Raw genomic sequence first — 21,557 nt, 5'->3', positions numbered from 1 at the left:
AACAGCCGTGTCCGGCCCCTTGTGCTGGCACTTGGGCTCCGGGCGTCCTCGTTCCCGGTGGCCGGCCTACGCGACGGCGCTGCCGATGAGGTCACGCAGCTGGGCGCGGGCGGTGACGCCGAGCTTGGGGAAGCTGCGGTAGAGGTGCGAGCTGACCGTGCGCGGGGAGAGGAAGAGCTTCTCGCCGATCTCGCGGTTGGTCAGCCCGCGGGCGGCGAGCCTGATGATCTGCTGTTGTTGCGGGGAGAGTTCGGCGAGCGCGTCGGGGGCCGTGGCCGTGACGTCGAGGCCGGCGGCGCGCGCTTCGGCCCGGGCCCGTTCGATCCACGGGTGCGCGCCCAGACGGCGGAAGGTCTCCAGGACCTCGGTGAGTGGCGCCCGCGCCTGAGCGATGCGCCGACGGCGCCGCAGCCACTCGGCGAGGTCGAGCAGGGTCTGCGCGCGTTCGAAGGGCCAGTGCTCGAGCCTCGGGTCGGCGAGGGCCGCCCGGAAGTGCGGTTCCGCGTCCTCGGGATCCGCCAGCAGGCCACGGGCCCGGCTGATGAGTGCGCCCAGGCGAGGTGAGGCGCGGTCAGCGAGGGTGTGTGCGGCACGCTCGACGATCCCGGCCGCGTCCTCGCGGCGGCCGCAGCGCACGGCGGCGGCGGCCAGATCGGCGAGGGCCGGATAGGAGGCGTGGTAGTGCACGGGCGCCCCGTCTCCCCGGAAAACGGCCCGAAGGTGGTCGTAGGCGGTCTCGTACTCTCCTTCCGCTGCCGCCGCGGCGCCGAGCGCCCGGCGGGCGTAGACCACGACCGAGCGGCTTTCCAGCGGGTCGATCAGGGCGAGCGCCTCGTCGGCCCGGGCGCGGGCCGCCGCCGTGTCACCCTGGTAGGCCAGCACCGTGGCGTCCACGGTGGCCGCACAGGCCACGGCATGGTCGAGGCCGGCCGTCCGGGCGACCGCGGTGGTGCGGGCGCAGGCCTCCCGGGCCAGGTCCCACCGTCCGCGTTCCACGTAGGCCCAGGCCACCGCGCCGCTCAGCCCTTCCGGCAGCGTCCCTTGTGCCTGCCAGCGGTCGAAGGCCTCGTCGAAGGTGCGGACGGCCTGCGGGGTTTCGTCCAGCAGCCACGCCATGATCCCGACGGCGGTGAGCCGCTCCGGCCGGGCTTTCGCCTCGGCGGCCGCCCGCGGGAGCAGGGAGAGGAAGGTGTCCCTGTCGCCGAAGGGGTCCGACACGGCCCTCACCCAGGTGCGCAGGCCCGCGGTCGTGGCGTCCTCGGGAAGGCGCTCCAGGATCTTCTCGATGCGGCGGCGATGGGTGTGCTCTCCGGAGTAGAAGCGCACCACGGCGGCGCCGGTCAGGAGGTCCAGCGCGGTGGCGGGCTGCGAGGCCGCCCATGCTTCGGCGGCGTCGGTCAGCCGGGAGAAGACCGTGGTGTGGCGCACGGTCAGGGTCGCCAGCCGGCCGGCCCGCACGGCGGCGGACGCCAGCAGCGACGGGTCGTCGGTGCGCGCGCGGGCGGCGGCGGTCAGTTCCTCGACCCAGCGGAGGTCGCCGGTGAGCACGGCCGCTGAAGCGGCGTCGACCAGCAGCCGGGCACTGTCCTCGCGCCGCGGTGCGAGTTCCGCCGCGCGCTGCAGGGCCATGGCCGCCGCCGCGTGGCCGCCGCCTGCCCGGGCCCGGTCAGCGGTCCGCCGCAGTTCCGCCGACACCGCCGCGTCCGGGCCCGGGCAGGCGGCGGCCAGATGCCAGGCACGCCGGTCCGGCTCGTCCCGCAGCAGCTCGGAGAGCACGAGATGCGCCTCGCGGCGCGCTCGCGTGGGCGCGGCGTGATAGACGGCCGACCGGACCAGTGGGTGCCGGAACCGCGGGTCCCGGCCGGTCCGTACGACCAGCCCGGCCCGCTCGGCCGGCAGCCAGGGGTCGCCCTCGGCGTTCGGCAGCCCGGCCGATACGGCGATCGGGACGTCGACGCTGTCCATGGCGGCCAGGAGCAGCAGGGACCGCGTCGTGTCGGCGGGGAGGCCGTCGAGGCGAGCGGCGAAGATCCGCTCCAGCCGAGCGGGAAGAGGGAGCGGCCCCGCGGACGGCGTCCTTGTGGCCGCGCCGTGGGCGGTGGCCGCCCTGGCGAGTTCCACCAGTGCCAGGGGGTTGCCGCCCGCCTGGTCGAGGACGCGTGTCCTGGTGTGGCCGGTGGGAGTCGCGGGCTGGAGGTCCAGCAGCCGGGCCGCCGCGGCGTCGCCGAGCGGTTCGAGGGTGAGCGTGGGCACGTGCCGGTCGAATCCCGGGAGGTGGTCACCGTCACGGGCCGCGATCAGCATCGTGACCGGTTCGCCTTCCAGCCGCCTGGCGACGAAGGACAGTGTGTCCAGGGAGGCACGGTCGAACCACTGCGCGTCGTCGAGCACCACGAGTACCGGCTGTCGGTCGCCCAGGGCGGAGAGCAGGCTCAGCACGGCGACCCCGACCAGCAGCAGATCGGGTTCGCCCGCCTGCCGGGGCGTGGCCGCTCCGGTGCCGAAGGCGTCCTGGATCGCGGTGCGCTGCCTCGGCGGCAGTGCGTCCACCTCCGTCCGCAGCGGCCGCAGCAACTGGTGCAGGGCGGAGAACGTCAGCTTCGACTCCGTCTCGCTGCCCTCGGCGCGCAGGACGCGCGCACCGCTCGCCCCGGCCCGGCGCACCGCACGGTCCAGCAGCGCGCTCTTGCCGATGCCCATGCCGCCGACGAGCATCAGCACCGGACCGGCCGACGCCGACTCCACCGTGCGCGAGAGGCGTTCCAGCTCCGCGTCCCGGCCGACGAGCGGCTCCCCCGGCTCCGGCTCCGGTCTCGTGACCGCGAGGTCGCCGCTGTGCTCGTCCACGGGGTCTCCACGCGTCCTGGCTCACGAACGGAGCCGCCCTGCCTTGCCCGCCCAGGCTACAAGCGTCCGCGCCCCGCGCCCCGCGCCCGGGCTGTGCGCACAGGTGCAGTCAGGTGACGGATACCCGGGCCGCCGGGGGCGTTCGTACGGTTCAGGAAATTCTCCCGAACGCACGAAGGTGCCTCATGGACCAGATCACACTCGGCGACGTCAGCGTCACACGGGTATGGGAATTCTTCGGCTCCGTCGACATGACGCCCGACACTTTCTTCCCGGACATCCCGCGGGATGTGTGGGACGACGAACGCTCCTGGCTGTCCCCGCATTTCCTGGATTCCGGGACCGGCCACGTGCATTCCGCGATCCAGACCTGGCTGCTGCGCAGCGAGGGCAGGACCATCCTCGTCGACACCGGTGTGGGCAACCACAAGGAGCGCCCGTACTCGCCGGTCTGGAGCCACCTCCGGACGGACTTCCTGTCCCAGCTCGCCCGGGCCGGAGTCGAGCCCGAGGACGTGGACATCGTGATCAACACTCATCTCCACGTCGACCACGTCGGCTGGAACACCTACCTCGACGGCCGGCGATGGGTGCCCACGTTCCCCAACGCCACCTATCTGCTGCCGAAGGACGACTTCGACTTCTGGAACCCGGAGAACGGGCACAAGCCGCGGCTCGGCCGCGGCAACCAGAACGTCTTCGAGGACAGCGTGGCCCCGGTGCACCGGGCCGGTCAGACGCTGCTGTGGGAGAACAGCCACCAGATCGACGCCGGCCTGCGCCTGGACGCCGCTCCCGGACACACCCCCGGCTCCTCCGTACTGACCCTCGCCTCCGGAACGGACCGCGCCGTGTTCGTCGGCGACATGCTGCACAGCCCGGTGCAGATCCTCGAACCGGATGCCAACAGCTGCTTCTGCGAGGACCCCGCGGGCGCCCGCGCCACCCGCCGCAAGGTGCTCGGCTGGGCCGCCGACAACAACGCGCTCGTGATCCCCGCGCACCTGGGCGGCCACGGTGCCGCCGAAGTGGTGCGGGAGGGAGACAAGTTCGCCGTCAAGGGCTGGGCTCCCTTCACCCCGTACACCGAGCAGGCCTGAGACCTCCCGAAAGGCATCACCGTGAACCACCGCCCGGACCCCATCGTGACCACGGCCCAGGGAGCGATCCGCGGCCTGCGCCAGGCCGGCACCAGCGCCTTCCTGAACATCCCCTACGCCGCCGCACCCCACGGCGCCGGCCGGTTCGCCCCGCCGCGGCCGCACGAGCCGTGGGACGGTGTACGGGACGCCACCGAGCCGGGTCCCACCGCGCCACAGTCCGAGCGCAAGCTCGGCGGTATCGACATGTCTCCGTACTTCGGCACCGGCTGGATCCCCGGTGCCGACTACCTCACCGTCAACGTCTTCGCGCCCGCCGCCACCGACGGCGGCCTGCCCGTCATGGTGTTCGTGCACGGCGGCGGCTTCGTCGCCGGATCGACGCGGTCCGCCCTCTACGACGGCTCCGCCTTCGCCCGCGACGGCGTCGTCCTGGTCACCCTCAACTACCGCCTGGGCGTCGCCGGCTTCCTCGACCTGCCCGGCGCGCCCGCCAACCGCGGTCTGCTCGACGTCGTCGCCGCGCTGCGCTGGGTGAAGGAGAACATCGCCGCCTTCGGCGGTGACCCGCACCAGGTCACCCTCTTCGGCCAGTCGGCCGGGGCGACCATCGTCGGCGGCGTCCTCGCCACCCCGCAGGCCTCGGGCCTCTTCCGCCGGGCGATCGTCCAGAGCGGCAGCGGACTCGGCGCGTTCACCACCGAGCAGGCCGCCCGCGTCACCCGGGCGGCGGCCGCGTGGCTGGGCGTCGAGCCCCACGTCGACGCCTTCGCGGAGATCTCCGACGACCGTCTGGTCGAGGCCGCCTCCCGGCTCGCGGGCATCGACCTGCGGACCGAGACCCACCACGACCCGCTCATCGGCCTCAGTCCCTTCAGCCTGGTCCTCGACACCCAGCCCGCCGCAGCCGTCGCCGCCGGCCTCGGCGTCGGCACCGGCGTCGACCTGCTCATCGGGACCAACACCGAGGAGGGGAACCTCTACCTGGTGCCCGTGGACGCGTACTCCACCTCGACCGCCGAGGACGTCGACGACGTGGCGGCGCGCTCGCACCCGGATCCGGCACGTCTCGTCGAGACCTACCGCACGGCACGCCCCGAGGCGTCCTTCGGCGAGCTGCGCTCCGCCCTCATGGGCGACGCGCTGTTCGGCGCGGGCAGCTGGGCCCTGGCCGAGGCGCACGCCTCACATCACCGTTCCGCCACCTACGCCTACGAGTTCGCCTGGCGCTCCCGGGCTCTGGACGGTGAGCTGGGCGCCACCCACGCGATGGAGCTGCCCTTCGTGTTCGATCTCGCGCACCTCCCCCAACTGCTCGGCCGCACCGCCCTGCTCGGCCCGGACGAGCCTCCCGCGGGTCTCGCCGCCCACGTGCACGCGACCTGGGTCCGTTTCGCCACGACGGGCAGCCCCGGCTGGGACCCGTACGACACCGGACGCAGGGCCACCATGCGCATCGACGCCGAGTGGACACAGGTCACCGACCCGCGTCGCAGGGAACGACAGGCCTGGCGCTGACCCTCGAACCCGCCCCCCTGTCCGGATTGGCACGGAACGCGGCCTACGACAAGTGGGCGCGTACCCGCGAGAGCACCCCAGCCCCTTCAGGCCCTCGGGACTCGTGCCATACTCAGCGCCGCTCGTAGCAATATCGGACCGGGGGGCCGCGTGCACGCTTTGTCTCTGCTCTCTCTGCAAGCGCCCTACCTGGACACGGCCGCGGACCAGCTCTGTTTCTCACTGGACCTGACCGAACGGCCGGCGCTCGCCGAACGAGAGGTGCTGGTGGGGGGAGTGCGCGTACGCATGAGGCTGCTCGGCGCCTCGCACCAGGTCTTCGTCGGGCCCGTGCGGGAGACGGTGGCGTGCCTGCCGGGTGCCGCCCGGGGCCTGCCGCCCAGGCTCACCCGGCAACAGGGCGACTGCACCTACGACTTCAGCGCCACCACGGCGCGCCTGGACCCGTTCGAGTTCAGCGCACAGGTGGCGGACGTCCTCGGCCGGGCGGCCGACGCGGAGCACAGCCTGTGCGGAGTCTTCCCGGGTTCGCCGGAGGCCGTGACGGCGGTGGTCGTCGAGGCGTCCGACGAAGCCGTCGAGGCGTCCGGCAAAGCCTTGCCCACCCGACTGTCCTGGCGCACTTGGCACACCTACCCGCAGGACGGGCAGATCGTATCGACGCACACCACGCTGGAGGCCCGATGAACAGTGTCCGATTCGTCCGCGGAGCGGTGGCCGCCGCGCTGGTCACGGTGCTGCTCTCGGCCTGCTCGAGCGACGGGGACGGGGACGACGGCGTCCCGCGCTCCTGGATCCGCGACACGTACACCGATTCCCGCGGGTCCCGGTGGCTCGACAAGAACAGCTCCCCGGCCCGGGTCGCCGACGCGATCCACGACCACCGCAAGGCCCTCGACCGGTCCTCCGGCGGCGGCAAGCGTTTCCTGCGCTACGGCGACGACATGGTGACCGTCTCGCCGTACCGGGGCGGCAGCATGATCGAGATCGAGGACTACCGCAACGGGTACCGGCGGCACCAGCAGCACCTCGTGAACTGGCCCAACCCGAACAGCCAGAGCTATCGCGGTGGCGGCCCCGGCGAAGGCAAGTGACACCGGCGCGCTCAGCGTGGCACCACCTCCCCACCCCAACGCTCTCCAGAAAGGCACCCCAGTGACCGAGATCTTCGAGTCGGCCGGCCAGGCACTGCTCTACGGAGTCGTGGGCCTCGCCGTGATGGCCGTCGGCTTCGTCGCCCTCGACCTCGTCACACCCGGCAAGCTCTTCCACGTGGTGTGGCGGGACCGCAACCGCGGGGCGGCCGTGCTGCTGGGCAGCCAGTCCGTCGCGGTGGGCCTGGTCATCATGGAGGCCATCCGGGCGAGCGAGTCGGAACGGGGCCTGGGCCAGGGTCTGCTGAGCACACTCCTCTACGGCCTGGCCGGCGTGCTGGTGATGACGCTGGTCGGCATCGTGGTCGGCATGCTCACACCGGGTCAGATGGGCGCCGTCGCGCTGGAGGACGAGGGCGACCGCCCGCACCCCGCCGCCTGGGTCCAGGCCGGCATGTACCTGGGCACCGCCTTCATGGTCGGCGCGGCCCTCTCCTAGGAACCCCCCCCATGAGCTCCACCACTCTGGACGACCGCGACACCGCGGCTGCTCCCGCCCGCCCCCCGGAAAGCCGGCCACCCCGGGGGGCGCGGTTCCTTCTGCTGCTCGCCGTCTTCCTCTGCGCCGCCTGCGGCCTCGTCTACGAACTGGCGCTGACCGCGCTGGGCAGCTACCTCATCGGCAACTCGGTGCTGCAGACCTCCGTGGTCATCTCCGTGATGGTGTTCGCCATGGGCCTGGGCTCACTGGCCGCCAAGCCGCTGCGCCGCCGCGCGGTCGTCGCGTTCGCGGTACTGGAAGGTGTCCTGGCACTGGTCGGCGGCCTGTCCGTCCTGGTGCTGTACGCCGCCTTCGCCTGGCTGCAGCTCTACATGCCCGCGATGATCGTGGTGTCCCTGGTGGTCGGCCTGCTGATCGGCGCCGAGATCCCGCTGCTGATGACCCTCCTGCAGCGGATCCGCCGGCAGGAGGCCAGCAGCGCCGTCGCCGACATGTTCGCCGTCGACTACATCGGTGCCCTCGTCGGCGGCCTGTGCTTCCCGCTGCTCCTGCTGCCGACCTTCGGCCAGTTGAAGGGCGCGCTGGTGGTCGGCGTGGTCAACGCGGTCGCCGGCGTCATCGTCGTGGTGTTCATCTTCCGCCGCGAGCTCCGCCGCACGGTGCGGGCCGGCCTGCTGGCGGGGGTGGCCGCCGTGCTCGCGGTACTCGGGGGGACGTACGTGCTCGCCGACGACCTGGAGGTCACCGCGCGTCAGCACATGTACGGGGACCCCATCGTGCACGCCGAGACCACCCCCTACCAGGACATCGTGATCACCCGGGCCACCGCCTTCACCGGGAACCCCGACATCCGGCTGTTCCTCAACGGCGATCTGCAGTTCAGCTCCGTCGACGAGTACCGCTACCACGAGTCCCTCGTCCACCCCGCGCTGTCCGGCCGGCGCTCGAACGTGCTGGTCATGGGGGGCGGCGACGGGCTCGCGCTGCGGGAGGTGCTCCGCTACGAGGACGTCCGGCACGTCACCCTGGTCGAACTGGACCCGGCCATGACCCGCTTGGCGCGGACCTACGAACCGCTGCGCACGCTCAACGGGGGCGCGCTGGACGACCCCCGGGTGGAGGTGGTGAACGCCGACGCCTTCAACTGGCTGCGCGAGGCCGGGCAGCGGTACGACGCGGTGATCATCGACTTCCCCGATCCGGACTCGGCGTCGCTGGCCAAGCTGTACTCGGTGGAGTTCTACCATCTGCTCGGCCGGGTCCTGGGGCCGCAGGGCAAGGTGATGGTGCAGAGCGGATCGCCGTTCTTCGCCCCGAAGACGTACTGGTCGATCGCGAAGACGATCGAGACGGCGGGCTACGCGACGACGAAGTTCCAGGTCGACGTGCCGAGTTTCGGCAACTGGGGGTTCGTCCTGGCCGGCCGGGGCGCCGAACCCCCGCCGCTGACACTCGCCGCGGACGTACCGAAGTTGCGGTACCTGGACGACGCGGTCCTCAGGGCCGCGACCGTGTTCCCCGTCGACCGCCGCCGCACCGACGTACGGGCCAGCACTCTGATGGACCCCGCCGTGCTCGACTACGTCCTGGACGAGTGGCGCAACTACTGAGTCGCGCGGCTCAGCGCACCGGGAAGCCGAAGGAGTACCCCTGCTCCTTGAGCCACGGCAGGACCCGGCGCAGGGCTTCGACGGTCTGGTCGCGGTCGCCTCCCGCGTCGTGGAAGAGGATCGTCGGTCCGTTGTGCAGCTCCCGCTGGACGGTGGCGACGATGGCGTCGGCGCCCGGCCGTTCGAAGTCCTTGGTGTCCACGTTCCAGCCGAGGGGTCGCATGCCCCGGGAGGCGGCCAGTGTGCGGCTGTGGGGGGTGAAGGCGCCGCCGGGGGCCCGGTAGTACATCGGGCGTACTCCCCCGGACGCCTCGGTGATCATGCGCTCGGCGTCGAGGATCTCCTTGGTCTGGTACGCCTCGGACTTCTTGTCCATGGCGGTGTCGTGCGACACCGTGTGGTCGCACAGCCGGTGCCCGGCCGCGACCACGGCCTTCACGAGGTCCGGGTGGGCCTGGGCCTGGGTACCCGTCACGCAGAAGGTGGCCTTCACCCCGTGGTCGCGCAGGAGGTCGAGCACCTGGGGGGTCCAGGCGGGGTCCGGACCGTCGTCGATGGTGATGTTGACGCCGCGCGCTCCCTTGTCCGAGGCGTGCGCGATGGTCACGTCGACCGGCTCGACGTCACCGCCCGGCGTGGCCGTCGCGGTCGCCCTCGGTGTCGCGCCGCCCACGGGGTCGGCCTGCGCGGTCCACACCGAGGCGCCGACGGCGAGCACGGTCACCCCGAGCGCCGACCCGACCACCTTGCCGTACCAGGCCCGTCCGCCACCGTGCCGCGCCATGTCCGCCCCGCCTTCGCGTAGTTCCTCGCCGTTCCCCGGTCCCATGGGGACCACATGGCAGGACGGGAGACGGTGGCGGCGGGATGCGTCCGTTACCGATCACGGACAATTCCGGGGGCGTTCACGGACAACTCGCCGCCCGGCTCCGCTCTGCTCGACGATGGGGTTCAGCGGTGCCCGGCGCGAACCGGACGGGACACCCTCTGGTGACGAGCGGGACGATGTGACGAGGCGGCTCGGCGGCGAGCCCGAGGGGGGGGACACGATGACGGCACCCGACGCACCTGGTACGGCCGATGCCGAGCAGGCCAACGCCGCGATGTGGCACACCTACGGGGCGCACCACCTCGACCGGGCCACGCCCGTGCCCGAGGTGGACGAGATCGCCTGGGGCCCGGCGGGTACGGGGCCGGGGGATGCCGTCCTCGGCGTCCTGGCGGGCCTGCGCGTGCTCGACCTGGGCTGCGGCCCGGGGCGGCACGCCGCGCACCTCGCCCGTACCCATCACGCCGTCGTGGACGCCGTCGACCTCTCCGCCACTCAGATCGAGCGGGCACGGGCACGCTACGGCGACCTGCCGGGCCTGCGGCTGGTCCAGGCCGACGCCGTCGGGTATCTGCGCGCCGCGGAGCCGTACGACGTGATCTACTCCCTGTCCGCCGTCCACTTCATCGACCCACACCGGCTGCTGCCCGCCCTGGCCGCTGCCCTCAGGCCCGGTGGACGGCTGTGTTTCACCGTGCTGCACACCAACTCGTCGGGGGACGGTCCTTCCTCGAAGGTGCGGTACCGCCCGGAGATCCTGCGCCTGGCCGGCGGCGGCGGCGAACTGACCGTACACATGTGGGTCCTCACCACGGATCTCTGGACGGGCCTGCTCGAGCGGAACGGGTTGCGCGTCGAGGAGGTCACCGCGCTGGACGCACCCGAGGAGGGCAACCACGCCTCGTACCGGCTCTTCCAGGTCCAACGGCCGGCCCGGGTCACCTCTCGTCCCCGTACGTCCCGGCCGCCCGTCGCACACGCGGCGGCCGGGGTCGGCGCGGTGCTGGTGGGACCGCGCGGCCTCCTGCTCGGCCGCCACCGGCGGGGAACCGTGGAACTGCCCGGCGGCACGGTGGAGCCGGGTGAGTCGTTGGAGGAGGCGGTCGTGCGCGAACTGGCCGAGGAGACCGGCCTGCACGCGGACCCGGCCGACGTGCGGCTGCTGGGCATGCTCCTGGACCGGGCTGACGGCGTCGTCCGCATCACGTTCGGTGCGCTCGTCACGCGCTGGCGCGGCGAGCCCGCCGACCAGCCGGGCGAGCGGGTCGGGGACTGGAAGTGGTGGCCGCTGGACGCGCTGCCGCCGGGCCTGTTCGAGTGCAGCGCCCAGATCCTCACCGCCTGGCGCCCCGACCTGCCCATCGACCACGCGCCAGCACACTTCACCCCCTTCGCCGAGCCACACGGCAGCCCTCGGGACGCCGCCGGTCAGCGGCTGGCCGAGGACGACGGCTGGGACAGGGACCTCCCCGACTACGCGAAGGCGCTCGTCGAACTTGCCCTCCGACGGCGGGCGATGGGGCGGGACTCGGGGGTCGAGGACCGGTTGCGCCGTGCGGTCGGGGTGTACGAGGACCTGATGACGGAGGCCGCAGACCCCGGCTCGTACCGCAAGGCCGTGATCCGCGTCCTCGAACACCTGGCGCGGTTCCACGAGGAGACGGGCGCGCCGGAGAAGGCCGGCCAGGTGCGCCGGGAGATCCGCCGGCACCGCCCGCCCTGGCGGTGGCTCGTACGCCGGCCGCGGCGCCGATCCTCCTGAAGGAGAGTGCCGCCGGGCATACGCCTCCCGACAGCGGGTAACGGTGGTGGCAAGGCTTCACTCGCGAGCCGAGTCAGCCGCCACCGACACCGATGAAGAAGAAGCCCGCTCCTGCGGGTCGGAGGACGCTGCAACCGGAACAGCGCCGGCGCGGAGCCGGCGTACACGAGCTGTCGCCGTGCGACCGCTCAGGGAGGTTCCCGGCCCTTGCGAGGCCCTGGCCTCTGCTGACCGTTGAGTGCCCGCGGTCTGGTTCCCTGGCGCCCCGTCCGGTGTGCTCCGGCCGCATCACGCGTGAATCAGACTGCCCTACCCGAAATGGGTCAGGTGCCGTGACTCGTATTCAGTTCGCCTGGTCTGTGGTCGTCTGCTTCCTGCTGTCCGCGGTCGTCGGTCTGGTGGCCGGCTTCATACGGAAAGGGCTCGGCGGAAAGACCGCCGAGGTCTGGGTCTGGGGCGCCACCTCGTTCACCACGTGCATGACTCTGTGCCTCGCGGTGGCCATGCTCTACGCGGCCGTGTCACACCCGAAGGGGGAGGATCGCCACCGTCGCTAGCCGGCGGTCCCGCGTGGCTGCCGGCTCGGACGACGCTCGGCCCGCCCCACCGGCCGGGCCGGCGCCCGCATCCGCGCCTACGGGTGCGTGTCCGTGATCGCGATGACCTGGTCGAGGCGGTCCAGGGCGGCCTGCAAGTCATCGACCCTGGCCTGGATGCGGTCCCGCTCGGCGCGCAGCATGGCTCGTTGCTCGGCGTCGGTGTGCCCGGAGTCCCAGCACGGAAGGAGTTCCGCGATCCTTCGGCTGGTCAGGCCGGCGGCGAACATCTGCTGGAAGAAACGGACCAGGGCGACGGCATCCTGCCGGTAGAGGCGCTGGCCGGACGGGCTGCGCCGCGGCACGAGCAGCCCCTGCTGCTCGTAGTAGCGCACGGCGCGTACCGAGACGCCGGCGCCCCGCGCCACCTCGCCGATGCGGATCAGCCGCTCGGCCGGGGCCTCTGTGACGGTCATGGTGATTCCTCTCACGCCGGCCCTGATGATCGGCACTTGCCTCTGACGTAGACGTCAGGTTTTAGCGTACCGGGCATGGACATCAACAACTCGGTCGCCCTCGTCACCGGAGCCAACCGCGGCCTGGGCCGCGCCTTCGCCCAGCGCCTGCTCGAACGGGGCGCCCGCAAGGTCTACGCGACGGCTCGCCGGCCCGAGACCGTGAACCTGCCCGGCGTCGACGTGCTCCCTCTCGACATCGCGGATCCCGCATCCGTGAGGGCCGCCGCCGAGGCCGCCCCGGACGTCTCGCTGCTCGTCAACAACGCGGGGATCCAGACGGGGACCGACCTGGTGACCGGTTCGCTGGACGCGGTCCGGCACGAGCTGGAGACCAATGTGTTCGGCCACCTGGGAATGATCCGGGAGTTCGCGCCGGCGCTCGCCGAGAACGGCGGGGGCGCGATCGTCAACGTGCTCTCCGCCATGTCGTGGTTCGGGGGCAAGGGCGCGGGCGCCTACCACCTGACCAAGGCCGCCGCCTGGGCCATGACCAACGGCGTCCGCCTGGAGCTCGCCGAGCAGGGCACGCTCGTGACAGCGGTGCACCTCGGTCTGGCCGACACCGACATGGCCGCGGGCTGGCCGGTGGCCAAGATCGCGCCGTCGGACCTGGCCGACGCGGCACTCGACGGTGTCGAGGCGGGCCGGGCCGAGGTCCTCGCCGACCAGTGGAGCCGGGACGTCAAGTCCCGGCTGCCTTTGGCGCCGGAGGAGTTCAACGCCGCGATGGACCGTGCCCTGGCGGCGCTGACGGCGGCCTGAGGGGGCCTGGTCGCCGACCGCGTGGCCCTCGGCGGGGCGCGTCCGCGAGTATGGGCCGCACGCCAACAGGAAGGAACGCCGGCCATGATCCTCCCGAAGGTCAGAGACCCTCGCTTCGTGACGATCCGGCGCGGTGGAACCCTCACCGATTCCGATCACCATCTCCTCGCCCTCTGGGCGGCGGCTTGCGCGGAGCACGTCCTCGACCTGTTCGAGTCGGCTCAGCCCGGGGACACGCGGCCGCGCCGGGCGATCGAGCAGGCCCGCGCATGGACGCGTGGCGAGGTCAAAATGATGGAGGCCCGCGCGGCGGGCGGTCATGCGATGGGCGCGGCCCGAGACCTGCGCGGCGCGGCACGGCACGCGGCGTATGCCGCCGGCCAGGCCGCGGTCGTCGCACACGTCGCCGCCCACGAACTCGGGGCGGCCGCCTATGCGATCAAGGCCGCACGCGCTGCCGCGCCCGAAGGCGAGGGCGAGACCGCGGGGCGACTCGAGTGCCGGTGGCAGCGTGACCGGCTTCCGGAGGCCGTTCGCGAGCTGGTACTCGACGACCAGCGCTTGCGGAACGACATCTGCTGGTCGGTGTTCGACTGCTGAGCGCGCGTCGGGGCATCGTGCACCGACACCGACCACGGAGCGCCCCGGGACGCGGCACCGACGAGGACCTCCGGAACCGACGGGGTGGTGTTGCCCGCGCCGTGCAGGGGTACCCCGTCGATCTTGGGAAGAGAGAGGAGAGCCGTGTCTGGCGACAATGTCAAGAACGTCTTCGTGGTCGGTCTCGACGAGGCCAACCTGCCCACGCTCCAGGCCGTACCGGGGGCCGACGAGCTGCGCTTCCACGGTCTGTTGACGGTGGAGGAGCTTCAGGGCGGGGAGGTGTCGCTGCCGACGGTGGTGGAGAAGGCACAGCGGGTGCTGGACGCCTTCGACGGAAGCATCGACGCGATCGTCGGGTACTGGGATTTCCCGGTCAGCACCCTCGTCCCGATCCTCGGCGAACGGTACGGCGCCCGGACCACGAGCCTCGAGTCGGTGGTCAAGTGCGAGCACAAGTACTGGAGCAGGCTCGAACAGCGTAAGGTGACGGACCGTCATCCCCGCTTCGGCCGCGTCGACCTGGAGGCGGATCCGCCGCGCCTCCCGGACGGCATGCGGTTTCCGATGTGGCTCAAGCCCGCGTTGTCCTACTCGTCCGAACTCGCCTTCGGGGTCGGGAACGAGAAGGAGTTCCGTACGGCCGTCGCGGAGATACGCGAGGGCATCTCCCGTATCGGGCGCCCCTTCGAGCACGTCCTCGGGCAGGTGGACCTGCCGCCGGAGATGGACGGTGTCGGTGGCCGGGTGTGTCTCGCCGAGGAGTCGCTGTCGGGTGTGCAGGTCGCGGTGGAGGGTTACGTGCACGACGGGGACGTGACCGTCTACGGCACGCTGGACTCCATCGACTACCCGGACTCACCGTGCTTCCTGCGTCACCAGTACCCCTCCATGCTGCCTCCGCAGGTCATCACGCGGCTGCACGAGGTCACCGAGCGGGTGATGCGCCAGATCGGCTTCGACAACGCGACGTTCAGCGTGGAGTACTTCTACGACCCCGGCAGCCAGGACATCGGCCTGCTGGAGATCAACCCGCGCCACTCGCAGTCGCACGCCGAGCTGTTCCAGTACGTGGACGGTGTCCCCAACCACCACCCCATGCTCGCCCTCGCCCTGGGACAGGACCCCCGCATGCCGCACCGCCAGGGCCCGTACGCGATGGCGGCGAAGTGGTACTACCGGTGGTTCACGGACGGAGTGGTGCGCAGCGTTCCCTCCGCCGAGGACATCGCCCGGATCGAGAGCGAGATTCCGGGCGTACGGATCGAGGTCCTGCCCGAGGCCGGCCAGCGGCTCTCCGACCTTTCCCAGCAGGACAGTTACAGCTACGAACTCGCGCACATCTTCACCGGTGGCGACGACGAGGAGGAGCTGCGCAGGAAGTACGACCAGTGCGTCGCCGCCCTGGGCCTCACCTTCGCCGAGCCGGCCGAAGGAGCGCGGGGTTAAGGAGCGCCGACCATGCGACACGTGACCCATCTGCCGTACACGACCAAGGAAGAGGAACACGTCGTCATCCCCATGTCGGACGGCGTCCGTCTGTCGGCGCGCGTCTGGCGGCCCACGTCGTCGGACCAGGAACCCGTGCCGGCGGTGCTGGAGTACATCCCCTACCGCAAGCGCGATCTCACCTCCGAACGCGACTCCGTCCACCACCCCTACATGGCCGGGCACGGCTACGCGTGTGTCCGCGTCGACCTGCGGGGCACCGGCGAGTCGGAGGGGGTGCTGCGCGACGAGTACCTGGAGATCGAGCAGCGTGACGCCGAGGAGGTGCTGGCCTGGCTCGCCGACCAGCCCTGGTGCGACGGCACGACGGGGATGATGGGCCTGTCATGGGGCGCGTTCGCGGCCCTCCAGGTGGCGGCCCGGCGGCCACCGAGCCTGAAGGCCATCGTCATCGCGTCCTTCACCGACGACCGGCACGCCGACGACATGCACTACATGGGCGGTGCCATGCTGTCGGACAACCTGGCCGAGGCGGGCACCATGTTCGCCTACGCCACGTGTCCCCCCGACCCGGCGGTGGTCGGCGACCGCTGGCGCGACATGTGGCACGAACGCCTCGAGAACGCGCGGCCCTGGGTCCTGGAGTGGCTGCGGCACCAGCGCCGCGACGACTACTGGCGGCACGCCTCGGTCGCCGAGAACTACCAGGACGTACGCTGCCCGGTACTCGCCTCCAGCGGCTGGGCGGACGGCTACTCCAACGCGGTCACCCGGCTGCTCGCCCATCTGGACGTGCCCAGGAAGGGGCTCATCGGCCCCTGGTCGCACAAGTTCCCCCACCTCGGTGAGCCGGGGCCCGCGATCGGCTACCTCCAGGAAGTCGTGCGCTGGTGGGACCACTGGCTCAAGGGCGTCGACAACGGCGTCATGGACGGTCCGATGCTGCGGACGTGGATGCAGGACAGCGTCCCGCCGTCCACGTCGTACGAGGAACGGCCGGGGCGCTGGGTGGCGGAACCGCGCTGGCCGTCGCCGCACGTCCGCCCGGTCACGCATCCGCTCCTTGGGCGGCGGATCGCGCCTCCCGGCGAGCAGGCGGCGGGAGGGGAGGGCGGTGACGTCCTGACCGTGCGGTCACCGTTGTCCGTCGGACAGTTCGCGGGCAAGTGGGCCTCGTACAACGCGCCCCCCGACCTGCCCTACGACCAGCGCGAGGAGGACGGCGGCTCCCTCGTCTTCGAGACCGCGCCGCTCGACGAACGGGTGGAGATCCTCGGTTCGCCGACCCTCGACCTCGATCTGTCGGTCGACGAACCGGTGGCCATGGTGGCCGCGCGCCTGTCCGACGTCAGTCCGGACGGAGCGGCGACCCGGGTGACGTACGGCCTCCTGAACCTCACCCGGCTGGACAGTGCGGAACAGCCCGAGCCGCTCGTGCCCGGCCGTCGGTACCGCGCCACGGTCCACCTCAACGGAGTGGCGCAGAGTTTCCCGCCGGGCCATCGCATCCGCCTCTCCCTGTCGTCCTCCTACTGGCCACTGGCCTGGCCGCCGCCGAAGCCGGCGATGCTCAGCGTCCACGAGGGCTCCAGCAGCCTCACCCTCCCGGTCCGGCCCCCGGAGAAGGCCGACGACGCCCAGGCGGCACCGTTCGGTGAACCGGAGGGCACCCCGCCCATCGCCACCACGACGCTCGCTCCTCCGGAGGAGCGGTGGGACGTGAAGCGGGACCTGGTCAACTACCACGCCGAACTGGAGACGGTGAAGGACCGGGGCACGGTCCGCTTCGAGGAGATCGGCCTGGACGTCGGCCGGCGGGCGTACGAACGCTATGCCTCCGTCGCGGACGACTTCACGTCCGTGAGCGGCGAGTCGACGTGGACCATGGGCTTCCGGCGCGACGACTGGGACGTGCGCGTGGTCACGCACACCCGTCTCACGTGCGACGAGGACCGCTTCTTCGTCGACGCCACCCTGGACGGCTACGAGAGCGGCCGACGAGTCTTCTCCCGCACCTGGAACGAGACGGTGCCACGAGACCTGCTCTGACACCCCGAGCCCCGCCCTCCCCCGACTCCCCCGGTTCGCCCGGCCCCTGCTGAAGCGCCCCCTGCTCCCCCTGGGCGGGGGGCGCCTGCGGGCGCCCTGCGCCGGGGTGTGTCTCGGGGGATCAGTCCTCCGCGATCAGGGCGGGTGTCGAGCGGGTGAGGACCTCGCCGCGGAAGAAGGCGGGGCTGCGTCGACGCATGACGCACATGATGAGCACGCCGAGCGCGAGCAGTCCGACGCCGATCACGAAGACCGATCCGACTCCGAGGACGGACGATCCGCTGCCGTAGGCGGGGTCCCACATGTCGACCAGTGTCTTGACGAAGACGGCCGCGAGCAGGACGCCGCCGACGAGCGGGAACAGTCCCTTGAACATCAGGTCGCGACCGGACTTCAGGAGGTCGGCGCGGAAGTACCAGGCGCAGGCGAAGGCCGTCAGCGCGTAGTAGAAGCAGATCATCAGGCCGAGCGCGTAGATCGTGTCGACCAGTACGTGCTCACTGACCAGGGTCATCACCGTGTAGAAGACGCCCGTGGCGACGCCCGCGGTGACCGTGGCCCGGCCCGGGGTGCGAAAACGCGGGTGGACCCGGGCGTAGGAGGCGGGCAGGGCCTCGTACGTCGACATGGCCAGGACCGTGCGGGCGACCGGGATGAACGTCGTCTGCAGGCTCGCCGCCGCCGAGGCGAGGACCGCGACGAAGAGCAGGACGCCGAGGCCCGGGCCCATGACGGGACCGGCGAGGGCGGCGAAGACGTTGTCCGACGTGTCGGGGTTGGCCAGGCCGAGTCCCTCGTCACCGGAGCCCACGACCATCTGCGCGGCGACGCCGGTGGCCAGGTAGGAACCGACGAGCACGACCATGGCGACGAGTGCCGCCCGGCCCGGGGTGCGGCTGCTGCCGCTGGTCTCCTCGTTGGCCGTCAGACAGGCGTCCCAGCCCCAGTACATGAAGATCGACAGCGAGAGCCCCGCGGTGAAGGCGGCGAACGACTGGACGGCGAACGGGTTCAGCCAGGACCAGGAGAAGTCGGCGGAGGTCGGCAGGTCGGCGCTTCCGGCCTTGGAGAAGGCCATCGCCACGAAGACGGCCAGCACCACGAGCTGCAGCGCCACCAAGGCGTACTGCAGGCCCTTGGTCGCCGTCATCCCGCGATAGCTGATCACCGTGGCGAGTGCGATCAGCGCGAGGCAGGTCACGATGTGCACGGCCTTGTTGCCGTCGAGGTCGGCCACCGCGGTACTTCCGGTGACCTCTCCCGCGAGCAACCAGAAGTACGAGGTCGCCACTCCCGCCAGATTCGACAGCACGATGATCGTGGCGATCACCAGGCCCCAGCCGCACATCCATCCCACACGGGGGCCGAACGCCTGCACCGTCCAGGTGAAGGACGTGCCGCAGTCGGGCATGGCCTTGTTCAGCTCGCGGTAGGCGAAGGCGACGAGCAGCATGGGCAGGAAGCCGGCGAGGAACACCGCGGGCATCTGCACACCCACCTCGCCGGCGGTCGAGCCGAGCGTTGAGGTGAGGCAGTAGACCGGGGCCACGGTGGACACGCCGATCACCGCACTGCCCATGAGGCCCACGGAATTCCCGTTCAGGCCCTTCGCGCGCATGCCTTCGGAGGAGGCTCCGTCACCGTCGGAGGCATCCAGCCGTACGTCCAGCTGAGTCATGAACAAGACGTTAAGTCCTGCGGTTTCCGTGGTGGCTGTTCGATGACTCGGACCACCTCCGCTCACTCCACCATTCATTTGCAGGTCGATGACGAGCGTTCACCTGCACTACCCAGGGGAAGAGTGCCCACTACCCGCATCTCCCAAAGGGCGGGCAGTGGCCGTCCGATATTCGGTTATCGCAGAAGTGGCCGATTCTCGCAGCTCAGTCGCAACGCGTGACCTGCGTCACACTTCCCGTGCGCACCGGCGGCCGGCCCGGCCCCTGCGGACCGGGCCGAGGGGGTCACCGGTAGTCCAGCTCGGCGAGCCGGCGCGCCAGCCTGGCGCGGACGGCCGGGATCCGCCCGATCCGCGGGAGCACCGCGTTGCGGACGGCCCGCAGAACGGGGTTGCGAGTGGTGGCGACCTTGGTCATCCGGTCGGTGAACGCGACCACCTCCGTCGCGACCGGCCGGCGTCGCCCCTCGTACTCCTCGACCCGCGCCGCCGCGAGGGCGCGCCCGAGGGCGACGCCGTCCTGGATGCCGGTGTTCATGCCCTGCCCGCCGGCCGGGCTGTGCACATGCGCGGCGTCCCCGGCGAGCAGCAGCCGGCCCGCGCGGTAGGCGTCCGCCACCCGGTGGTGGATGCGGAACCGCGACGACCAGACCACCCGGTGCGCCCGTGCCTGACCCGGCAGGCGCTCGTCGAGCAGTCGCCGCACGAAGCCCAGTCCCGGATCCGCCGGGGCGTCGGCGACGGTGGCGACGACGCGGTAGTGGCCGCCGGGCAGCGGCGCGACGACGGTGAGACCGTCCGTGCCGAAGGTCAGCGAGACCTCCTCGGGCCCCGGCGCCCAGTCCATCTCGACGTCGGCGAGCACGAAGGACTCCTCGTACGCGCTGCCGCTGAAGCCGATCCCGGCCGCCTCGCGCACCGAGCTGTGCATCCCGTCGGCGCCGACGGCGTAGTCGGCGCGCAGGGTCTGCCCTCCGGCGAGGGTGAGGGTGACGCCGTCCGCGTCCTGCGCGAGGGACTCGACCTCGTACGGCCGGTGCACGTCGCCGCCGAGCGCCCGCAGACGGGCGAGCAGCACGGCCTCGGTCCTGTACTGCTCGATCATCAGGGTGTACGGGTACGCGGTCGGCAGCCCGCCGAAGGGGACGGTGAGCAGTTTCCTGGCTCCGTCGCGGACCGCGAACCGCTCGACCTTCAGCCCCTGCTCGACCAGCGGGGCGGCCGCGCCCAGCTCGTCGAGCACCTCGAGGGTGCGGGCGTGGACGACCGCGGCGCGGGAGGTGTTGGCACCCTCGGCGAGCCGGTCCAGCAGCACGAAGTCGACGCCCTCGGCGGCGAGGGTGAGCGCGAGAGCCAGGCCGGTGGGACCGGCCCCGACGATCGCCACTGCGGTACGGGCGGGGAGTGCGGCGGGCTGTGCGGTGGCGTTCATGGCGATGCCTCCGATTCCGGTGCCAACAGCTGTTGGCCAACAACCGTTGACATCGAGAATGGCCCCGCGGCGATGGCATGTCAACACTCGTTGGCCTACAGTTGTTGGCATGACGCGGGGCAAGGAGACGACGCAGGCGAACGCCGGCACGGCGCGACGCTCGGGCCGCACGAGGGCGGCGATCCTGGACGCGGCCAGGCGGCGTTTCGCGGAACAGGGCTACGACCGCACCACCATCCGCGCCGTCGCCGCGGACGCGAACATCGACCCGTCGATGGTGATGCGCTACTACGGCAGCAAGGACCGCCTCTTCGAAGCCGCGCTCACCGTCGACCTGCACCTGCCCGACCTCACGGCCGTGCCCCGCGAGCAGCTTCCGCGCGCACTCGTCCTGACCTTCCTCGACCGCTGGGAGCAGGCCCCGGCCGGTGACACCCTGCTGGTGCTGCTCCGCTCCGCGGTGACGGCCGACCACGCGGCCGCGCGCATGCGTGAGATCTTCGCGAGCCAGGTGGGCCCGGCACTCGCCCCGGTCGTCGGCCCGCACGCGGCGCCCGCCCGGGCGGCACTGGTGACCTCACAGCTCCTCGGCCTGGCGCTGGGCCGGTACATCCTGCGGATCCCCGCCCTCACCCACCCCTCCCCCGAGGAGATCGCCGACCTGCTCGCCCCGGCCCTCGCGGCGACACTCGACCGGCCATGAGAGGGGACCTGGCCGGGACCGGGCGGCGTCTGCGCCCGTCAGCCGCCGCTTAGATTGTGCGCATGACCCAGTTCAAGGACTTCAACTTCAAACTCGTCGTCATCGAGCAGCTCATGTACATCGACGAGAAGCTCACTCCGCAGTTCCGGCTCGCCGATCTGCTGCGGGAGCGGGGTCTCGGCGACGACCCCTGGGAGTACGCCTACCAGCACGGGCTGGAGTACAAGGTGGTGCCCGAGGCGCGCGACCACTTCGAGTCCTTGGAGATCAGCAACGAACTCCTGGCGGAAGTCGAGGAGTTGTGCATGGACGGCGGGAACCGGATCTACCAGGAGTGCGCCCCCGTATGGGACGGCGAGGACGACCTGTTCGACATCGCCTCGCTCGACGACCTCGCGAAGCTTCCGAACCTCCGGCGGGTCCTGGGCTCCGAGTTCCTGGGCCCGGGCTTCCAGGACGACCTCCGTGTCCGGGGCATCGTCGCCGACTGAGGCCTCGGGCGGCCTGCGCACGGCGGCGGCCCGGCGGGCGCCCGCACAGCCCGACGGCTCCCTCCCCGCGCGCGGGG

The 21,557-nt window shown here is 71.7% G+C and carries 18 protein-coding genes and 1 pseudogene; 14 read left to right on the top strand and 5 right to left on the bottom strand.

The genetic code is table 11. The features are described 5' to 3' along the window. Nucleotides 1-66 precede the first annotated feature (66 nt). A complete protein-coding gene (locus ACFIF2_RS08330) occupies nt 67-2,847 on the bottom strand; it encodes an AAA family ATPase (RefSeq protein WP_395571880.1) in 2,781 nt (926 codons plus the stop codon). Nucleotides 2,848-3,032: 185 nt separating this feature from the next. Between ACFIF2_RS08330 and ACFIF2_RS08325 the strand changes: the two genes are divergently transcribed. The 6 genes from ACFIF2_RS08325 (at nt 3,033) to ACFIF2_RS08300 (ending at nt 8,671) form a co-directional block, all read left to right on the top strand. Further along, nucleotides 3,033-3,947 (top strand): MBL fold metallo-hydrolase, encoded by a 915-nt coding sequence (locus ACFIF2_RS08325; protein WP_395571879.1) that lies wholly within the window; start codon nt 3,033-3,035, stop codon nt 3,945-3,947. Between the two features lie 21 nt (nt 3,948-3,968). Continuing rightward, nucleotides 3,969-5,465 (top strand): carboxylesterase/lipase family protein, encoded by a 1,497-nt coding sequence (locus tag ACFIF2_RS08320; protein ID WP_395571878.1) that lies wholly within the window; start codon nt 3,969-3,971, stop codon nt 5,463-5,465. A 150-nt stretch (nt 5,466-5,615) separates the two neighbouring features. Continuing rightward, a complete protein-coding gene (locus ACFIF2_RS08315) occupies nt 5,616-6,152 on the top strand; it encodes a DUF2617 family protein (protein WP_395571877.1) in 537 nt (178 codons plus the stop codon). Next, a complete protein-coding gene (locus ACFIF2_RS08310) occupies nt 6,149-6,559 on the top strand; it encodes a DUF4247 domain-containing protein (RefSeq protein ID WP_395571876.1) in 411 nt (136 codons plus the stop codon). Before ACFIF2_RS08315 ends, ACFIF2_RS08310 begins: the two co-directional genes overlap by 4 nt. Before the next feature lie 61 nt (nt 6,560-6,620). Beyond that, nucleotides 6,621-7,058 (top strand): DUF350 domain-containing protein, encoded by a 438-nt coding sequence (locus ACFIF2_RS08305; RefSeq protein WP_395571875.1) that lies wholly within the window; start codon nt 6,621-6,623, stop codon nt 7,056-7,058. Nucleotides 7,059-7,069: 11 nt separating this feature from the next. Beyond that, complete coding sequence (locus tag ACFIF2_RS08300; RefSeq protein ID WP_395571874.1) at nt 7,070-8,671, top strand: polyamine aminopropyltransferase; 1,602 nt, start codon at nt 7,070-7,072, stop codon at nt 8,669-8,671. Nucleotides 8,672-8,681: 10 nt separating this feature from the next. Here ACFIF2_RS08300 and ACFIF2_RS08295 read toward each other — a convergent pair whose 3' ends face one another. Then, entirely contained in the window at nt 8,682-9,455 is a 774-nt protein-coding gene (locus tag ACFIF2_RS08295; RefSeq protein WP_395571956.1) for a polysaccharide deacetylase family protein, read from the bottom strand. A gap of 319 nt (nt 9,456-9,774) precedes the next feature. Here ACFIF2_RS08295 and ACFIF2_RS08290 point away from each other — a divergent pair. Further along, nucleotides 9,775-10,896 (top strand): annotated as a pseudogene (locus tag ACFIF2_RS08290) (bifunctional class I SAM-dependent methyltransferase/NUDIX hydrolase); the annotation flags it as partial. A 698-nt stretch (nt 10,897-11,594) separates the two neighbouring features. Then, nucleotides 11,595-11,819, top strand: a complete 225-nt coding sequence (locus tag ACFIF2_RS08285) for a hypothetical protein (protein ID WP_395571873.1) — start codon at nt 11,595-11,597, stop codon at nt 11,817-11,819. A gap of 77 nt (nt 11,820-11,896) precedes the next feature. On the opposite strand, the gene ACFIF2_RS08280 is transcribed toward ACFIF2_RS08285, so the two are convergent. Beyond that, nucleotides 11,897-12,274 (bottom strand): MerR family transcriptional regulator, encoded by a 378-nt coding sequence (locus tag ACFIF2_RS08280; protein ID WP_395571872.1) that lies wholly within the window; start codon nt 12,272-12,274, stop codon nt 11,897-11,899. A 75-nt stretch (nt 12,275-12,349) separates the two neighbouring features. Here ACFIF2_RS08280 and ACFIF2_RS08275 point away from each other — a divergent pair, with 75 nt between their 5' ends. From ACFIF2_RS08275 to ACFIF2_RS08260, 4 genes are all read left to right on the top strand, one after another. Continuing rightward, the gene (locus ACFIF2_RS08275; RefSeq protein WP_395571871.1) at nt 12,350-13,078 is read left to right on the top strand and encodes an SDR family oxidoreductase; all 729 of its coding nucleotides are present in this window, start codon (nt 12,350-12,352) and stop codon (nt 13,076-13,078) included. An 84-nt stretch (nt 13,079-13,162) separates the two neighbouring features. Beyond that, a complete protein-coding gene (locus tag ACFIF2_RS08270; protein WP_395571870.1) occupies nt 13,163-13,678 on the top strand; it encodes a putative immunity protein in 516 nt (171 codons plus the stop codon). A gap of 144 nt (nt 13,679-13,822) precedes the next feature. Then, entirely contained in the window at nt 13,823-15,127 is a 1,305-nt protein-coding gene (locus ACFIF2_RS08265; RefSeq protein ID WP_395571869.1) for an acetyl-CoA carboxylase biotin carboxylase subunit family protein, read from the top strand. Between the two features lie 12 nt (nt 15,128-15,139). Next, nucleotides 15,140-17,176, top strand: coding sequence for a CocE/NonD family hydrolase (locus ACFIF2_RS08260; RefSeq protein ID WP_395571868.1), 2,037 nt, complete (start codon nt 15,140-15,142; stop codon nt 17,174-17,176). 121 nt (nt 17,177-17,297) lie between these two features. Here the strand turns inward: ACFIF2_RS08260 and ACFIF2_RS08255 are convergent, their stop codons facing one another. Together ACFIF2_RS08255 and ACFIF2_RS08250 are read right to left on the bottom strand one after the other, a co-directional pair. Beyond that, on the bottom strand, nt 17,298-18,854 hold the full coding sequence (locus ACFIF2_RS08255) for an APC family permease (RefSeq protein WP_395571867.1): 1,557 nt from the start codon (nt 18,852-18,854) through the stop codon (nt 17,298-17,300). Nucleotides 18,855-19,140: 286 nt separating this feature from the next. Continuing rightward, complete coding sequence (locus ACFIF2_RS08250) at nt 19,141-20,286, bottom strand: FAD-dependent oxidoreductase (protein WP_395571866.1); 1,146 nt, start codon at nt 20,284-20,286, stop codon at nt 19,141-19,143. 109 nt (nt 20,287-20,395) lie between these two features. Here ACFIF2_RS08250 and ACFIF2_RS08245 point away from each other — a divergent pair, with 109 nt between their 5' ends. Next, the gene (locus ACFIF2_RS08245) at nt 20,396-20,989 is read left to right on the top strand and encodes a TetR family transcriptional regulator (RefSeq protein ID WP_395571865.1); all 594 of its coding nucleotides are present in this window, start codon (nt 20,396-20,398) and stop codon (nt 20,987-20,989) included. 62 nt (nt 20,990-21,051) lie between these two features. Further along, nucleotides 21,052-21,480, top strand: coding sequence for a DUF6892 domain-containing protein (locus tag ACFIF2_RS08240; RefSeq protein WP_395571864.1), 429 nt, complete (start codon nt 21,052-21,054; stop codon nt 21,478-21,480). Nucleotides 21,481-21,557 lie beyond the last annotated feature (77 nt).

The sequence above is a fragment of the Streptomyces sp. BK79 genome, assembly GCF_044142145.1.
Classification (GTDB): domain Bacteria; phylum Actinomycetota; class Actinomycetes; order Streptomycetales; family Streptomycetaceae; genus Streptomyces.
This window is presented reverse-complemented; position numbering and strand designations above follow the sequence as displayed.

Bases quoted from the DNA above. Each gene is read 5' to 3' on its own strand.
- ACFIF2_RS08310 (WP_395571876.1), top strand. From the start codon at position 6,149: ATGAACAGTGTCCGATTCGTCCGCGGAGCGGTGGCCGCCGCGCTGGTC.
- ACFIF2_RS08280 (WP_395571872.1), bottom strand. From the start codon at position 12,274: ATGACCGTCACAGAGGCCCCGGCCGAGCGGCTGATCCGCATCGGCGAG.
- ACFIF2_RS08250 (WP_395571866.1), bottom strand. From the start codon at position 20,286: ATGAACGCCACCGCACAGCCCGCCGCACTCCCCGCCCGTACCGCAGTG.
- ACFIF2_RS08270 (WP_395571870.1), top strand. From the start codon at position 13,163: ATGATCCTCCCGAAGGTCAGAGACCCTCGCTTCGTGACGATCCGGCGC.
- ACFIF2_RS08325 (WP_395571879.1), top strand. From the start codon at position 3,033: ATGGACCAGATCACACTCGGCGACGTCAGCGTCACACGGGTATGGGAA.
- ACFIF2_RS08275 (WP_395571871.1), top strand. From the start codon at position 12,350: ATGGACATCAACAACTCGGTCGCCCTCGTCACCGGAGCCAACCGCGGC.
- ACFIF2_RS08245 (WP_395571865.1), top strand. From the start codon at position 20,396: ATGACGCGGGGCAAGGAGACGACGCAGGCGAACGCCGGCACGGCGCGA.
- ACFIF2_RS08260 (WP_395571868.1), top strand. From the start codon at position 15,140: ATGCGACACGTGACCCATCTGCCGTACACGACCAAGGAAGAGGAACAC.
- ACFIF2_RS08295 (WP_395571956.1), bottom strand. From the start codon at position 9,455: ATGGCGCGGCACGGTGGCGGACGGGCCTGGTACGGCAAGGTGGTCGGG.
- ACFIF2_RS08240 (WP_395571864.1), top strand. From the start codon at position 21,052: ATGACCCAGTTCAAGGACTTCAACTTCAAACTCGTCGTCATCGAGCAG.
- ACFIF2_RS08300 (WP_395571874.1), top strand. From the start codon at position 7,070: ATGAGCTCCACCACTCTGGACGACCGCGACACCGCGGCTGCTCCCGCC.
- ACFIF2_RS08255 (WP_395571867.1), bottom strand. From the start codon at position 18,854: ATGACTCAGCTGGACGTACGGCTGGATGCCTCCGACGGTGACGGAGCC.